The organism is Hyphomicrobiales bacterium (assembly GCA_017642935.1).
In the GTDB taxonomy this organism is placed as follows: domain Bacteria; phylum Pseudomonadota; class Alphaproteobacteria; order Rhizobiales; family MH13; genus MH13.
In genome coordinates this window covers 1,500,065-1,516,172 of the sequence record JAEPOK010000001.1, presented here as the reverse complement: position 1 = coordinate 1,516,172, position 16,108 = coordinate 1,500,065, and the positions used below count along the sequence as shown (strand labels likewise).

9 protein-coding genes are annotated in these 16,108 nt (G+C 61.3%); 7 read left to right on the top strand and 2 right to left on the bottom strand.

The genetic code is table 11. The features are described from left to right. Positions 1 to 179 precede the first annotated feature (179 nt). From JJ917_07120 to urtE, 7 genes are all read left to right on the top strand, one after another. The gene (locus tag JJ917_07120; protein ID MBO6698582.1) at positions 180 to 2,078 is read left to right on the top strand and encodes an outer membrane protein assembly factor; all 1,899 of its coding nucleotides are present in this window, start codon (positions 180 to 182) and stop codon (positions 2,076 to 2,078) included. Continuing rightward, positions 2,078 to 6,001: a translocation/assembly module TamB domain-containing protein gene (locus JJ917_07115; GenBank protein ID MBO6698581.1), complete on the top strand. Its 3,924-nt coding sequence runs from the start codon at positions 2,078 to 2,080 to the stop codon at positions 5,999 to 6,001. The genes JJ917_07120 and JJ917_07115 overlap by 1 nt, the downstream gene beginning before the upstream one ends. Positions 6,002 to 6,332: 331 nt before the next feature. Then, positions 6,333 to 7,619 carry an urea ABC transporter substrate-binding protein gene (gene urtA / locus JJ917_07110; GenBank protein ID MBO6698580.1) on the top strand — a complete coding sequence of 429 codons (1,287 nt, stop codon included), beginning with the start codon at positions 6,333 to 6,335 and terminating at the stop codon, positions 7,617 to 7,619. Between the two features lie 77 nt (positions 7,620 to 7,696). Next, positions 7,697 to 9,697, top strand: a complete 2,001-nt coding sequence (gene urtB / locus JJ917_07105; protein MBO6698579.1) for an urea ABC transporter permease subunit UrtB — start codon at positions 7,697 to 7,699, stop codon at positions 9,695 to 9,697. 76 nt (positions 9,698 to 9,773) lie between these two features. Continuing rightward, positions 9,774 to 11,006 (top strand): urea ABC transporter permease subunit UrtC, encoded by a 1,233-nt coding sequence (gene urtC / locus JJ917_07100; protein MBO6698578.1) that lies wholly within the window; start codon positions 9,774 to 9,776, stop codon positions 11,004 to 11,006. Further along, positions 11,003 to 11,743 (top strand): urea ABC transporter ATP-binding protein UrtD, encoded by a 741-nt coding sequence (urtD, locus tag JJ917_07095; protein MBO6698577.1) that lies wholly within the window; start codon positions 11,003 to 11,005, stop codon positions 11,741 to 11,743. The genes urtC and urtD overlap by 4 nt, the downstream gene beginning before the upstream one ends. Positions 11,744 to 11,748: 5 nt before the next feature. Further along, entirely contained in the window at positions 11,749 to 12,444 is a 696-nt protein-coding gene (gene urtE, locus JJ917_07090; protein ID MBO6698576.1) for an urea ABC transporter ATP-binding subunit UrtE, read from the top strand. Positions 12,445 to 12,620: 176 nt separating this feature from the next. Here the strand turns inward: urtE and JJ917_07085 are convergent, their stop codons facing one another. Continuing rightward, on the bottom strand, positions 12,621 to 13,532 hold the full coding sequence (locus tag JJ917_07085) for a hypothetical protein (protein MBO6698575.1): 912 nt from the start codon (positions 13,530 to 13,532) through the stop codon (positions 12,621 to 12,623). A gap of 209 nt (positions 13,533 to 13,741) precedes the next feature. Continuing rightward, positions 13,742 to 15,919: a catalase/peroxidase HPI gene (gene katG / locus JJ917_07080; GenBank protein MBO6698574.1), complete on the bottom strand. Its 2,178-nt coding sequence runs from the start codon at positions 15,917 to 15,919 to the stop codon at positions 13,742 to 13,744. Positions 15,920 to 16,108: the final 189 nt, after the last annotated feature.

The window sequence follows — 16,108 nt, the reverse complement described above, 5'->3', positions numbered from 1 at the left end:
TTGTGCTTTCACCTGCGCAAAAGCTGATTCAGATGGGCATATGCGCAGGGATTGGCGCCAGATCGGCGTGTTTAGGGACGAGAAGTCATTCAGTTGGGTCAGACACCTTTATCGTGAACGCGTATAGGCGGCTTGTTCGCACCCCTTTCTCTAAGATCGGCCTCGTCTGGTCGCTTGCAATGCTCCTAGGCGCGATCCCGCTGGTCTCGGCCGGGCAGGCCCAGGCGTTTGAGCTGTTTGGCGTGCAGCTGTTCGGTGCTGCCGATGACGAGGATGCCGCCGAGTTCAGCATTGGTGTGCCGCTGCCCTATGAGGTCGAAGTCACAATCGCTGCTGATGTATCCGGCGAGGCTGACCTCGATGAGAATGCATTGCGCTCGGCCTCAGCCCTTTGGCGTGGCCGCGACGACCCAGCCCTCGGGTCTTCAGGTCTGCTCGCCGACGCCCGTGGCGATTATCGCCGCATTTTGGGTGCGCTCTACGCGCAAGGCCATTATGGCGGCACCATCTCGATCCGTGTGAACGGCCAGGAAGCGGCGACCATCGAGCCCGATGCTGATTTGAGCGCCCCGGCCATGGTGGCGATCCGTGTCGATCCCGGTCCGCTCTACCGATTTGGCAATCTGCAGATCGTCAACGCTGCACCGGCGACCTCCGATCCGCGCGATGAAGTGCCGACTCTCTTGGAAATCGGGTTCGTTCCGGGCGCGCCCGCCCGATCCGGCGTGATCCGCCAGGCCGAGCAAGCCGCGATTCAAGCCTGGCGTGAGCAGGGACATGCTCTGGCCGAACGCGGCGATCGCTCCGTTGAAGCCGATCACCGCACGCGCACCGTCGATGTCGTGCTCACCTTGGCGCCCGATGGCCGCGCGACCTATGGCGCGCTGACGGTAGAAGGCGCGGAGCGGATGGACCCTGAGTTCATCGCTTACATGGCCGATCTGCCGCCAGGCCAAGAGTATGACCCCGATGACATCGACGAAGCCAATGCCCGGCTCACGGCGCTTGAAGTATTCCGCTCTGTGCGCATCGAGCAGGCCGCAGCTTTAGCGACCGATGGCAGCCTGCCGCAGACCATCTTCGTGCAGGAAATGCCGCTGCGCCGCATCGGTGCCGGCGGCAGCGTTTCCTCCGTCGATGGCCTCGGCCTGGAAGCCTATTGGCTGCATCGCAACCTGTTTGGCCGGGCCGAAAGATTGCGGCTCGATGGGCGCATCTCGGGCATCAACAGCGCCGACCCGGAAGACTTCACCTATCGCTTGGGCGCGGCTTTCACCAAGCCTGGCGTCATCACGCCCGATACGCGCCTGATCGCCGCCTTGGAGGCCGAGCGCGAAGTTCTGGAAGCCTACGACCGAACGTCGATCTCTGGCGAACTGGGGCTGGAACACCCATTCACGCCAGAACTCACCGGACGTTTCGCCATCGAAGGCCGCCACGCCCACTTCGACGATGCGGTTTTTGGCCAGCGCGAGTTCACCAGTGCGGGCTTCGAAGCGCGCTTGACCTATGACAGTCGCGACATGCCGACGGACGCCACGTCCGGCTTCTTCATGGAAGGGGCGGTTGAGCCGTTCTACGAGTTTTCGCGCGGCAATCCTGGCGTGGTGGTGTCGGCCGAAGGTCGCGCCTATCAATCCTTGGGCTTCGATGACCGTTTGGTCTTGGCGGGCCGATTGAAAGTTGCTTCGCTTGTCGGCCCGTCGATTGCCGATACGGCACCGGATCGGCTGTTCCTGGCGGGCGGTGGTGGATCGGTGCGTGGCTATGAGTACCGCAATATCGGCGTCACCCAGCCAGGCGGGCAGATCACCGCCGGGCGGTTCCTGATGGAAGGATCGGCCGAGTTGCGCGCCCGGGTCACCGACACACTTGGCGTGGTGGCCTTTGCTGATTTCGGTCACGTTGCCGACGACAGCCTGTCGGACTTCGATGAAGACATTCGCGTCGGCGTTGGCGGCGGCATCCGCTATCTGACGCCGCTTGGCCCCATCCGCCTCGACGTCGCAACCCCGCTCGATCCTCGCGCCGGTGATCCGGATGTCGCCGTCTATCTCGGCATAGGGCAGGCGTTCTGATGGCCCGCCGCCTCTCCCTTTTCGCGGTTCTTGCGGTGCTGGCGCTCAGCGCTGCTTTCCTCGCTTTGCCGGTGCGCGGGCAGAACGATGAGGCGCAGGAGCGCTCGCGCTTTCTGACCTTTGTCGAGGAGCAACTCTCTGCGCCCGGTCGCGAGATCCGCATCACCGGCATCGATGGCGCGCTGTCCTCCAATGCCTCTATTGCTGAGATCACCATCGCCGACGAGGAGGGCGTTTGGCTGCGGCTCACCGATGCGCAAATCGTTTGGGATCGCTCGGCGCTTTTCCGCGCCCGCCTCGATATTGAAAGCCTGTCGGCGGAAACCATCGACTGGCCGCGCATGCCGCTTCCGCAGGATCGCCCGCCATCGCCGGAAGCCACGGCCCTTGAACTGCCCGACCTGCCGGTTGCGGTGAACATTGATCGCTTGGCCATCGGTGAAGCATCGCTCGGCGAACCCCTGTTTGGCCTGGCCGCGACCCTGACAGGCGAGGGTAGCATCGCGCTGGCCGATGGATCGCTCGACACCAGCTTTGATGTCACCCGCCTGGATGGCCCGGGCGGTTCGCTCACCCTGGCGGCGGCGTATGAGGAGCGATCGACCGAACTGACGCTTGATTTTCAACTGCAAGAGCCGGCCGATGGGGTTGTTGCCAACCTGCTCAATCTGGAAGGCCGCCCACCGGTGGACCTGTCGCTGACCGGCAATGGTCCGCTGGATGATCTCACCGTTGATCTGGCACTCAACACAGATGCCGGTCGCGTGCTTGGCGGTGGGCTGCGGTTGCAAGAGGTTGACGGTGGCCGGTCGTTCAACGCCGATCTGAGTGGCCCGATTTCGGCACTCATTGCGCCTGCTTATCGCGGCTTCTTCGGGGCTGATTCTACCCTTGTGGCAAGCGGCACACTGCCAAGCGAGGGCGGCTTCCAGCTGGATCGGTTGGACCTGGAAAGCGGCACACTCAGCCTCCAAGCGTCGGCGGCAACCGCACCGGATGGGTTTCTGACGGCCCTCGACCTGAATGCCAGCTTCGCCGCTGAAACTGGCGCCAGCGTTCTGTTGCCTGTGCCCGGCGAAGCGACCCGCGCCCGCGCCGGTGCGCTGGAGGTGGCTTATGGCGGAAACAATGGCGACTGGCAGGCGGCGTTCGGGCTTGATGACCTAAGCACCGACGCGTTGGGCATCGAAACGGTGCGGTTTGATCTCAACGGCCAGAGCGCCAACCTCGCCGATGCCGCGCGTCGTGCGCTCTCGTTCCAAGGCTCCGGCGAGGCCACTGGCTTTTCGGCCGCTGACACGGCGCTGGTTGAGGCATTGGGCCGCCAGATCGCCCTCCGCCTTGCTGGTGATTGGCAGGCGGGCAACCCTGTCGCGCTTGATGGGCTGCGCGTCGATGGCGATGCGTTCACTCTGGCCGCCAATGGTGCAATCGATACGGGCGTCTTTGACGGACAGATAGTTTTGGATGCCCGCACGCTTGCGCCGTTCAGTGGGTTGGCGGCGCGCGATCTCGGCGGCGCGATGCAATTGGTCGCACAAGGCACGCTGAATGCCCTGACCGGCGGCTTCGATCTTGATCTGGATGGCACCGGCAACGCGTTGCAGGTCGGCGATGATGTGGCTGACCGCCTGCTGGCTGGGCAAACACGGATCACAGGCGGGCTGAAACGCGATGCCGACGGTACCGAGGCCCGCGAGCTTCGCATCCGTAACAACCAGCTCGCATTGCGCCTCGACGGCATGCTTTCTTCGACCGCCGCTGATCTGGTTCTTCAGGCAGAGCTGGATGATCTGCGCCAAATCAATCCTGGCGCATCCGGTGCTGCCAATTTGAATGCCACGGTGGAAGGCGAGAGCGGTCCCTATGCGCTTAGCGCTACGCTCGCTGTACCAGCTGGCCGTGTCTATGAGCAGGCCCTGCGGGAAGCCACCATCACGCTGTCCGGTCTGCTGGACGAGGAAATTTTCTCAGGATCGCTCACGGGCACCGGCCAGTTCGGCAGCGCCCCTATCGATCTGAGTGCCGAGCTTGTCGCTGGGCCGGAGGAGCGCCAGGTCACCGGCCTGCGCCTCGATACCCAGGGCGCAACGCTCACGGGAGACGTGCGCCAGACGGTCGAAACCGGCTTGCTCAACGGCGCGCTGGCGCTCAACGCCACCAACATCCGCACGCTTGCGTTGCTGGCCCTGCAGGATGCCAGTGGCGCGGTGAACGCCGATGTCACATTGCAACCGGCCGCCGACGGGCAAGCCGTCGCGCTGACCGGTTCTGCCAGCGACGCCGCGTTTGGCGACGCGCGCCTTGGCGCTGCCCGCTTTGACGTTGCTGTGCGCGATGCGTTCGGAACGCCCGAGATCACCGGCACACTGAATGGGCAACGCTTGCGCGCAGGAGAGATTGCTGTCGCCAGTTTGCAAGCCACCAGTCAGGCGTCCGGCGCCTTCACGGTAGCGGCTGACGGTATCTCCGCGCCGCAACTGCGCGCTGCTGGCCTGTCGTCAGCCCAGCTTCGCGCCAACGGACGCTACGCCAGCAATGTCATCGAGCTTGCCAGCGCAACCTTGAACGCAGGCCAAGGCATCGAAGCCACCGCCAGCGGGCGCATCCCGCTATCGGGCAGCGGGCTCAATGTCGATGTCCGTGGCTCCCTTCCGCTGGGCTTTGCCGAACGCTTTGCCACCGACCGAGGTACGCAGCTTTCCGGTGTCGGCACGGTCAACGCCACCGCGCGCGGATCGCTCGCCGATCCGCAGATCACCGGCTCCATCGCCGTGTCCGGCGGTCAGGTGGTGGACCCATCGACGGGCATCCGCCTGACAGACGTCACCCTTGCCGCGCGCCTCGATGGCCAGCGAGCGGTGATTGAACGCGCCTCAGCGCAGGTGCGGGGCGGCGGCGCGATCAACGCGTCAGGCACCGTTGGCTTGGGCGACGGTCTGCCCGCCGATCTGCGCATTGGCCTCAACGGCGTGCGTTATGCCGATGGCACGCTGATCGTCACCACCTTCGATGGCGACCTCACCATCTCTGGGCCCTTGGCGCGTGCACCGCAGCTGGCGGGCACCATCAATGTGCGAGAAACCGAGATCCAGATTCCGAGCAGCTTCGATTCAACGGCTGGCCTGATCGACGTGGAGCACATCGCACCATCCGATCGCGTGCGCGCCACCTTCGAGCGTGCCAGAGGGGCCGATAGTGGCGGCGCCAATCGCCAAAGCAGCGTCGCTCTTGGCCTCAATGTTTTGGTCAGCGCCCCCAACCAGATCTATGTTCGCGGGCGCGGCGTCAACGCCGAGCTGGGCGGCCAGGTGCGCCTCACCGGCACCACCAACAACGTCCAGCCAGTCGGAGCCTTTGAGCTTTTGCGCGGACGGTTCGACATTCTCGGCCAGCGCATCGCGCTGGGCGAAGGCTCGATCACCCTGGTGGGTGATATGGACGCTTTCCTCAACATTGTTGCGCGCACCACTGGCGATGCCATCTCCGTGGTTATCGCCGTGCGCGGGCGCATCTCCGACCCGACGCTGACGCTGTCCTCCGAACCGGAACTACCGCAGGATGAGGTGTTGGCGCGCTTGATCTTTGACCGCGGCCTCAACGAGCTGTCCCCGCTGCAAATCGCGCAGCTGGCTCTGGCGGCCAACGAGCTGGCCGGCAACGCGCAAGGGTCAGTGCTCGGCAGCTTGCGCGACGGACTGGGTCTGTCCGACCTCGACGTGGTCACCGACGATGAGGGCAATCCAGCGGTCCGGGCCACCCAATATGTCCAGGAAAACGTCTATGTCGGCGTTGAGGCGAGCACGGCAGGTCAGGCCCGCACGACCATCAATCTGGACATCACCGAGGATCTGACGGCCCGTGGCTCGGTCGGCTCGGACGGAGAATCCTCGCTCGGTATCTTCTTCGAGCGCGACTACTAGCGTCCGGGTTAGGCCGCCGAACTGCCGTTACGGCGCATTCCAGACGTTTTTCAACCGCTGCACACAATTTCCTCGTTTGCATCTTTTCGTGCCATCGGGCGCGTGATGGATGGCGTTCGGCCTGTTTATTGTGCAGCGCCGCAAACTGGACGCGCGTCAAAATGATGAAAAATTCATCACTGGTCAAAACCTAGCCAAACTACGTATTTGCAACCAGAGGGACCCCTTTGCTTAGCTCCACGCGTTCGCTCGTCTGGCGCCTCTTTTTGGCGGTGCAGCAGGCAGTCGCAAGAGCTTTAGGAGTCTCCCCTCGATGTCTAAGAAATCTTTCATGATGACGCGCCGTGGCGCGCTTGGCCTGATGGCCACAACGGCGCTGCCCTTCACGCCCTTGCGTGCCTTGGCGCAGGGCGAGCCGATCAAGATCGGCATTCTGCACTCGCTATCCGGCACGATGGCGATCTCCGAAACAACACTGAAAGACACCATGTTGATGCTCATCGAGCAGCAGAATGCCGCTGGTGGCGTGCTTGGCCGTCCGCTGGAAGCGGTGGTCGTCGATCCGGCGTCCGATTGGCCGCTCTTCGCTGAAAAAGCCCGCGAGCTGATCTCTGTCGAAGGCTGCGATGTGATGTTCGGCTGCTGGACCTCGGTTAGCCGTAAATCGGTGCTGCCAGTGATCGAAGAGCTGAACGGCCTTCTCTTTTATCCGGTGCAATATGAGGGCGAGGAAAGCTCCAAAAACGTCTTCTACACCGGCGCCGCGCCGAACCAGCAGGCGATCCCCGCGACCGACTACTTCCTGGAAGAGTTGGGCGTTGAGAAGTTTGCGCTGCTCGGCACGGACTATGTTTATCCGCGCACGACCAACAACATCCTTGAATCCTACTTGCAGTCGAAGGGCATCGCGGCCGAAGACATCTTCGTCAACTACACGCCGTTTGGTCACTCCGACTGGTCGTCGATCGTTGCAGACGTTGTGGCGCTCGGCGCTGACGGTCAGAAGGTTGGCGTCATCTCCACCATTAATGGCGATGCCAATATCGGCTTCTACCGCGAGCTGGCCGCCGCCGGCATTTCCGCCGACGACATTCCGGTCGTTGCCTTCTCGGTGGGTGAGGAAGAGCTTTCCGGTCTCGACACCTCCAACCTTGTTGGCCACCTGGCCGCTTGGAACTATTTCCAGTCTGCCGATGCACCGATCAATGAAGAGTTCGTTGCCGCCTGGAAGGCCTTTGCTGGCGAAGACCGCGTGACCAACGATCCGATGGAAGCCCATTACATCGGCTTCAACATGTGGGTGCAGGCGGTTGAGCAGGCCGGTACCACCGACGTCGATGCCGTGCGCGATGCCATGTATGGCCAGACGGTGCCGAACCTCACCGGCGGGACCGCAGAAATGCTGCCCAACCATCACCTCACCAAGCCGGTGCTGATCGGAGAAATTCGTGACGATGGTCAGTTCGACATCATCTCGCAGACCGAAGAAGTGCCCGGCGATGCCTGGACCGACTTCCTTCCGGAATCAGCTGTGCTAACCGCTGATTGGCCGGGTCTCGGCTGCGGCATGTACAATACTGAGACCGCCACCTGCGTGCAGATTGAATCGAACTACTAACCACTTGGTTCTCTTCTAATCCTGTGGGCGGGGAGGGCACAGCTCTCCCCGCTCATCGCGTGAGGCACCCCATTTCAATGCTCCATTCTGCCCGCTTCCGCGCGTTGTTGATCATCGCCACACTGATCTCCGCGACCCTTCTGATCGCAAGCCCGGTCCTTTCGCAGGACACGCGCGCTCCGGACCTGGGGCCGGTCCAAACGATCCTGCAAGACAACCGCGAACTGATCGAGGAAAGCTCCCGCCGCACCATCGGTCCCGCGATTGATGCGCTTGGCGGCAGCGGATTGGATCGCGCGCCCGATTTTCTTTCCGCTTGGCAAGCACGCTCGGTCTATCAGCGGGACGCCGATGGCCTGTTTTTCATTGGCCAAGAGATCGACGGCACCGACCAGGCTGTCGACCCTGATACTGGCGAGACTGTCGAAGAGATCACGCGCGACACCTTTTCCCAACTGCGCCCCAATGGCGGCGTGCGCTCCATGATCGGCGCGGCTTTGGTGCAGTTCCAGCTGTCCGACCCCAATCCAGCAACCCGTCGCGAAGCACTGGCCGCCATCGCGCGCGACGCCGAGGAATCCCATTTGGGTGCACTTCGTGCGTCGCTTGATGGCGAAGAGGATGCGGACATCCTGGCCGCTAAGCAGCGGTTGGAGCGCATCCTCGCCATCGCTTACGAAGAGAGCGAAGCGCTGCGCATTGCCGCCATTGAAAGCTTTGCCGGTGATATCGGCCTTGATGTGCGCGCCGCCTTGAACCCGCTGATTTCCACGCGCACTGAAGTCACCGCTGCGCATGAGCCACCCGCCACGCGCAATGTGGCGCGCGTGTTGGAGCCAGGTTCAGAGGACCTGTCGCGCGAACACGCCTATGCCCAGCTTGTTGCCGCGCGTCTGGCCCCAGCCATGGTTTCCCAAGACGACATACGCGCGGCGCTAATCGACAACATCACGGATGGCGAGGTCGCGGGCGTCCCAGTCGAAACCTTGGATACGCAGGAGGCACGGCTTGCCGCCTACCTGACGCTGGCTGCTGCGGGCACGGTGCCCACCACACCGACAGAGGCTGAAATCGACGCGGCGCTCGATGCCCACACCTTCTTTGAAAGCTACGCCGAGCGCTCGTCTGCCGTCACTGATGCGGCCAACGCCACGCTGCAATCCATCGAGATCAATCTGATGGCGAACCAGGCGCTTGATTTCTCGCTCGATGCGCTGTCGCTCGGCTCGATCTACTTTTTGGCCGCCATCGGCCTTGCCATCACCTTCGGCGTTATGGGCGTCATCAACATGGCCCATGGTGAGTTCATCATGATGGGCGCCTACACCGGCTATGTGGTGCAGCTTTTCGTGCCGGACCTGACGCTCTCTATCCTCATCGCGCTGCCTTTGGCCTTCGCCGTCACGTTCGGGGCAGGGGTGGCGATGGAACGGCTGATTATCCGTTGGCTCTACCACCGTCCGCTGGAAACGCTGCTGGCCACGTTCGGCATATCGATCGCGCTTCAGCAGCTCGCAAAGAACATCTTCGGCACCCAGGCCCGCCCGTTCACCGCGCCGGACTGGTTGGATGGCGCGCTGGTCATCAACGATGTGGTGGCGATCAGCTACATCCGCATCGCGATCTTCGTGCTGGCGCTGGTCTTTCTCGCCATCTTCCTCTTCGTCATGAACAAGACCCGTCTGGGCCTGGAGGTGCGCGCGGTCACCCAGAACCCGAAAATGGCAGCCTCCATGGGCATCAACCCCGACAAGATCAACATGCTGACCTTCGGCTTTGGCTCGGGCATCGCCGGCATTGCCGGTGTCGCCATCGGACTGTTCGGCCAGGTCACCACCGAGATGGGCCAGCAATACATCGTGCAGAGCTTCATGACCGTGGTGGTCGGCGGTGTCGGCAGTGTCTGGGGCACGCTGGCGGGAGCGGGCATGATCGGTGGCTTGCAGAAGTTCATCGAGTTCCTCAACCCCTCCAACACGCTTGCCGCGCAGACCTACATGATCCTCTTCATCATCCTGTTCATCCAGTTCCGGCCCCGCGGCATCGTCGCGCTCAAAGGCCGCGCGGCGGAGATGTGATCATGCGGTTGTTCGGGACGAACAGAGCGGGGAGAGAATGCATGCGGTCGTTCCGCAGGAACGGAGCCAAGTGAAAATGCAACGCACCTTCCTCGTCAAAAACCCATCGGTGATGATCTTCATCGCCCTGTTGGCGCTCTTCACCATTGCCGTGACTCTGCTTTCTGAAGGTCTCGGCACGGGTTTCGTTTCCACCGCGATGGTGAAGACGCTCGGCATGACGCTTTGCTTCTGCCTGATCGCCATCGCCATGGATCTGGTCTGGGGCTATTGTGGCATCCTCTCGCTCGGCCACTTCGCCTTCTTCGGCCTTGGCGGCTACATGATCGGCATGTGGCTGATGTACGCCCGCACCGAGGATATCGTGATCGCCTCGCTTGCTGGTGCCGAGCTTCCGCCCACAGACCAGGAGATTGTCGACGCCATCGGCACACAGATTTTCGGGGTGGTGGGTAGCTCCGAGTTTCCCTGGGTCTGGGCGTTTGCCGACAGCCTGCTCATCCAGCTGATCCTGGTGGTCGCCGTGCCCGGACTGTTGGCGCTGGTGTTCGGTTGGCTGGCCTTTCGCTCCCGCGTGACCGGCGTCTACCTCTCCATCCTCACCCAGGCGATGACGCTGGCGCTGGCGCTCTACCTCTTCCAGAACGATTCCGGTCTGCGCGGCAACAACGGTCTGTCAGGCCTGCAAAACATTCCGGGCATGGCCGACACGCCGCAATCGATCCTATCTGTCTGGTTCCTCTGGGCGTCGGCCGTGGCGCTTGGGCTCGCCTACATGTTCGCCGCTTGGGTGGTGTCGGGCAAATTCGGCTCGGTCATTCGCGGCATCCGCGATGATGAGGCGCGGGTGCGGTTCCTGGGTTATCCGGTGGAGGCTTACAAGCTCTTCGTGTTCACCGTGACCGCCGTGATGGCGGGCATTGCCGGCGCGCTTTATTATCCGCAAGCTGGCATCATCAACCCGGCGGAAGTCGCGCCGATCGCGTCGATTTATCTGGCGGTTTGGGTGGCGATTGGCGGACGCGGCCGGCTCTATGGCGCGGTCATCGGCGCGGCCTTTGTTTCGCTTTTGAGCACCTGGTTCACCGGTGGGCGCGTGCCGAATGTCGATCTCGGCTTCTACACCATTGAGTGGGTGAGCTGGTGGCAGGTGGCGCTCGGCCTCTCCTTCGTGCTGGTGACGCTCTTTGCGCCCAAAGGCGTTGGCGGGCTGTTTGACCTCTTCATCAACCGCAAAACACCCGACCGCCATGGCGCGGACCTTGGCCCGGATACCGGCTCGCTGCGCGAGAAGGAGGCGGAGGTTTGAGCACTTTGCTGGAGGTTTCGGGCGTCTCCGTTTCCTTTGATGGTTTCAAGGCCATCAACAATCTGTCGTTCAACATTGGGGCGGCAGAGCTACGCGCGATCATCGGGCCGAACGGCGCGGGCAAGACCACCTTTATGGACATCGTCACCGGCAAGACGCGGCCCGATGAGGGCCAGGTGCTTTGGGGCGAGACCAGCACCTCGCTTCTGCGCTTATCGGAAAGCCAGATCGCCCGTGCCGGTGTCGGCAGGAAGTTTCAACGCCCCACGGTGTTTGAAGACCAATCGGTGGAAGACAATTTGCTGCTGGCGCTGAAGAAAAACCGCTCGCCCTTTGGCGTTCTGGCTTTCAAGAAAAGCGCTGAGGATGCAGATGCCATTACAAAACTGGCCGAGGAAATCGGCCTGGGTGACCAGCTCACCCGCAAGGCTGGGGAACTGTCGCACGGGCAGAAGCAGTGGCTGGAAATCGGCATGCTGCTGGCGCAAGACCCACAACTGCTCTTGGTCGATGAACCGGCCGCCGGCATGACACTGGCTGAGCGCGAGCACACCACCGATATCCTGAAGAAGGCTGCTGAGACGCGCGCTGTGGTGGTCGTCGAGCACGATATGGAGTTTGTCCGGCGCTTGAATTGCAAGGTGACGGTACTGCACGAAGGCTCGGTGCTCGCCGAAGGCTCACTCGATCACGTCACCCAAAACCAAGACGTCATCGACGTCTATCTGGGGAGATAAACGCTATGCTGAAGGTTGAAGGTCTAACCTTGCATTATGGCGGTTCGCAGATCCTCTACGGTGTCGATCTTGAAGCGCAGGCCGGTCAGGTCACCTGCGTCATGGGCACCAACGGCGTCGGTAAAACGAGCCTGCTCAAAGCCATGGCGGGGGTGCATCCGGCCTCCGGTGGCACGATCACACTCGACGGCAAGGTGCTCGGTAAAATGAGCGCGCATGGGCGCGCGCAGCATGGCATTGGCTATGTGCCGCAGGGGCGGATGATCTTTCCGCTGCTCACTGTGCGCGAAAACCTTGAAACCGGCTATGCCTGCCTGCCCAAATCCGAGCACATGGTGCCGGACGAAATCTATGAGCTCTTCCCGGTGCTGCAGGAGATGCGCGGTAGGCGCGGCGGCGATCTCTCTGGCGGCCAGCAGCAGCAATTGGCCATCGCCCGTGCGATGATCCTCAAGCCCAAAGTGCTGCTGCTCGACGAGCCGACCGAGGGCATCCAACCCAACATCATTCAGCAGATCGGACGCGTGATCGACTATCTGCGCGACCAGGGCACCATGGCGATTGTGCTGGTGGAACAGTATTTCGACTTCGCCTACGCCCGCGCGGATCGGTTCACGGTTTTGCAGCGCGGGTCCGTCATCGCGGCGGGGAATAAGGCGGAGCTTGCCGAGAGCCAGTTGAGAGACGCGGTTAGTGTTTAGACAGTGGTATATCGGAGCATAGTTGTCTGGCCAATACGTTGTCTTATTTAGAAGAAGTTCTGTCAGCAAAAAACCTCATTTCTACCATTTAGAAAGTTCATCGTAATGTACATGAACAGAGGTTCGTTTTCAAAAATTCGCCATAGAGGGTGTTGAAAATAGTCTTACTCTACAACTTAACTGATTATAGACGCATCTCGTGCGCAACCCTGCTCGACGGCTTCTGAGAATAGTTCAGATAACTGGGATAGACCGATGTTCATTATGAACTCACTATGATCATTCGATCCAAAGCCCATACTTTTTGCTTGGATCAATAAGTAGTCTTCTGCCGCTCGAGCTGCGACGGTGGTATCGAAATCCCATACCTGATGCATCGACCACAGCATCTCTCCCTGCGAAGGCCTTCTGTATCTATTTAGGTCGGCCAATCGATCATCGGATTTCCCGGATCCCACCTTGAAGGTCATGCCCTTGTCATCGGCAATGACAGCAACATAAAGCTGGTTCCCGGGTTGAATATGCGAGCCCGCCCGAGGTCCTTCTTTCTGACGCCATGGTCGGCGCAATGAAGTCAAAAAGGGTTGTGGGTTAGAATCCTCGCCTTCGACTTGCTGGTTCACACGTAGACGAAGAAAGCGCCGTATCTCATCGGATCGCATCGGATGGATTGTGGCGGCTCCCTGGATCCCGATCGAAGCATGATCTGGAACCAGAGCATCGTTTGCTTCCTGATCTATAACTGTCCAAGTGCGAGACACAGTAATTCCAAACGGCCAACGGAAACGTCCGTCTTTTCGGAAATGCTCGGGCCGAGTTCTATTGACGCGCAGCGGTTGAACAAGCACTGGCTCTGGAGGATCGGCAATTTCAACGGCTCCAGCTACTCGACCGCGTATCATTGAGTCGGCCTCGGTCGCATCGCTCGTCAGATAGACAACTATGTCGCCTGGTAGAATATCAGCCAAAACACTATCGCGGGTGCTCTCATGATTGAAGGCGAGGGCATCATGGGCGGGAACATCGGGTGCGCCCCATACCTTGGTCCAGAAAAAGCGTCGATCCATCACGGGCTGTTGTATCGCCATCAAATTCTCCTAGGAGAAAGGCCTACGAACATTCTTGGCGTTGTTCAGTTCAACGATCTATTGCGAACAATACATACCCGAAATGTTTTGAAAAGTATGGAAGTAAACAGTAACGCTTTTTGACCCTGAACACGGTGCGGTTGACGCCCAACAAAAAAACGCCGCGGTTTCCCGCGGCGCTCTTCTATTCACTTAACTAATCCAACCGATTACGCAGCAAGATCAAACCGGTCGGCGTTCATCACCTTGGTCCATGCGGCGACGAAGTCGTGCACGAACTTCTCGGCATTGTCGTCCTGCGCGTAGACCTCGGCATAGGATCGCAGGATGGAGTTCGACCCGAACACCAGGTCCGCGCTTGTGGCAGTCCATTTGACAACGCCAGAGGCGCGATTGCGGATTTCGTAGGTGCCGTCCTCAAGCGGGTGCCAGCAGTTGTCCATGTCCGTCAAATTGACGAAGAAGTCCGTCGTCAGCTGACCTTCACGGTCGGTGAACACACCGTGCTTGGACCCGCCATGGTTGACGCCGAGACCACGCATGCCGCCGAGCAGTACCGTCATCTCATGGGCGGTCAGGCCCAAAAGCTGCGCTCGGTCGAGCATCATTTCTTCCGGGCTCGCGGCGTAGCGCTCTTTCTCAAAGTTGCGGAACCCATCGGCGAGCGGCTCCAGCACATCGAAGGAGTCCGCGTCGGTCTGCGCCTCTGTGGCATCGCCGCGACCCGGCGCGAACGGCACCGACACATCATGACCAGCCGCCTTGATGGCCTGCTCCACGCCGAGATTGCCGGCGAGCACAATGACATCGGCGATCGAGGCGCCGGTCTCAGCGGCGATCGGTTCCAGCACGCCGAGCACCTTGGCAAGGCGCTGCGGCTCGTTGGCGTCCCAGTCCTTCTGCGGCGCAAGGCGAATGCGCGCGCCATTGGCGCCGCCGCGCTTATCGGACCCACGGAAAGTGCGGGCCGAATCCCAGGCGGTGGCGATCATCTCAGCAGAGGTCAGGCCGCTGGCTGCGATCTTCGCCTTCACTGCATCCACATCGTAGCTTGTGGAACCTGCAGGGATCGGATCCTGCCAGATCAGATCTTCCGCGGGCACATCCGGGCCGAGATAGTTCACCTTCGGGCCCATATCGCGGTGGGTCAGCTTGAACCAGGCGCGGCCAAAGGTGTCGGCGAAATACTCGGGGTCCGCTTTGAACTTCTGGCAGATCGCGTTGTAGATCGGGTCGACCTTCATCGCCATGTCGGCGTCGGTCATCATCGGGTTGATGCGCTTGGACGGGTCCGACGGGTCGAGCGGCTTCATCTCCTCCGGCATATCAACCGGCTCCCACTGGTTGGCGCCGGCGGGCGATTTGGCGAGCGCCCACTCATAGCCGAACAGATAGTCGAAATAGCCCATGTCCCACTGGGTCGGGTGCTGCGTCCAGGCGCCTTCAATGCCCGACGTAAAAGCGTTAGACGCCTTGCCGCCATGGCCGGGATTGGCCCAGCCAAAGCCCTGCGTCTCATAGCCGGCGGCTTCCGGCTCAACACCGATATTCTCAACGTCGCCGCGTCCATGCGCCTTGCCGACCGTATGGCCGCCGCAGGTGAGCGCCGCTGTCTCTTCATCGTTCATCGCCATGCGGGCGAAGGTCTCGCGCACATGCAGCGCGGTGCGTGCCGGGTCCGGATTGCCGTTGACGCCCTCCGGGTTCACATAGATGAGGCCCATGTGCACGGCGGCCAGCGGGTTATCCAGCGTAGACGGATCGTCGAGATCTTCGTAGCGGTTCTCACTCGGCGCGAGCCACTCCTTCTCTGCGCCCCAATTGACGTCGGTTTCCGGTCCCCAAATGTCTTCACGGCCAAAACCGAAGCCGAAGGTCTTCAGGCCCATCGATTCATAGGCCATGTTGCCGGCCAGAATGATGAGGTCGGCCCAGGAGAGCGCGTTGCCGTATTTCTTCTTCACCGGCCACAGTAGACGGCGGGCCTTGTCAAGGCTGGCATTGTCCGGCCAGGAGTTGAGCGGCGCAAAGCGGATGTTGCCGGAGCCGGCGCCGCCACGGCCATCGCCCATGCGGTAGGAGCCGGCGGAGTGCCAGGCGAGGCGGATCATCAGGCCGCCATAATGGCCCCAATCGGCCGGCCACCAGGGCTGATCATCGGTCATCAGCGCTTTGACGTCGGCTTTGACAGCTTCGAAATCCAAGCCCTTCACCGCCTCGCGATGATTGTAGTCCGGATCCATCGGATTGGTGCGCGCGCCGCGTTGGTGCAGAATGTCGAGATTGAGCGCATCCGGCCACCATTTGGTCACTGGCGTGCCGATGGCGGTGTTACCGCCGTGCATAACGGGGCAGCGGTTAAGGTCTGAAAGGACGGCGTCGTCCATGGCTCTCTCCGATCTTGGTCAATAAATCTGTGTCCGCGTCGTGGCGCCGCCAAAAAACATGGTCTGGCGACACGATAATGTCATCCTGCAACGCGTCGCGCAGCTGCCATTGAGCAGCGTCAATCATGACTCGGCGCGCATCGCATGACCGTCTCTAGCAAGTCTTTACGATCAGAAGAAGTTGAATTT

What these genes read in the sequence shown, in the direction of transcription:
- JJ917_07085 (MBO6698575.1), bottom strand. Translation starts at nt 13,532, where the DNA reads ATGGCGATACAACAGCCCGTGATGGATCGACGCTTTTTCTGGACCAAG.
- urtB (MBO6698579.1), top strand. Translation starts at nt 7,697, where the DNA reads ATGCTCCATTCTGCCCGCTTCCGCGCGTTGTTGATCATCGCCACACTG.
- urtE (MBO6698576.1), top strand. Translation starts at nt 11,749, where the DNA reads ATGCTGAAGGTTGAAGGTCTAACCTTGCATTATGGCGGTTCGCAGATC.
- JJ917_07120 (MBO6698582.1), top strand. Translation starts at nt 180, where the DNA reads ATGCTCCTAGGCGCGATCCCGCTGGTCTCGGCCGGGCAGGCCCAGGCG.
- JJ917_07115 (MBO6698581.1), top strand. Translation starts at nt 2,078, where the DNA reads ATGGCCCGCCGCCTCTCCCTTTTCGCGGTTCTTGCGGTGCTGGCGCTC.
- urtA (MBO6698580.1), top strand. Translation starts at nt 6,333, where the DNA reads ATGATGACGCGCCGTGGCGCGCTTGGCCTGATGGCCACAACGGCGCTG.
- urtC (MBO6698578.1), top strand. Translation starts at nt 9,774, where the DNA reads ATGCAACGCACCTTCCTCGTCAAAAACCCATCGGTGATGATCTTCATC.
- katG (MBO6698574.1), bottom strand. Translation starts at nt 15,919, where the DNA reads ATGGACGACGCCGTCCTTTCAGACCTTAACCGCTGCCCCGTTATGCAC.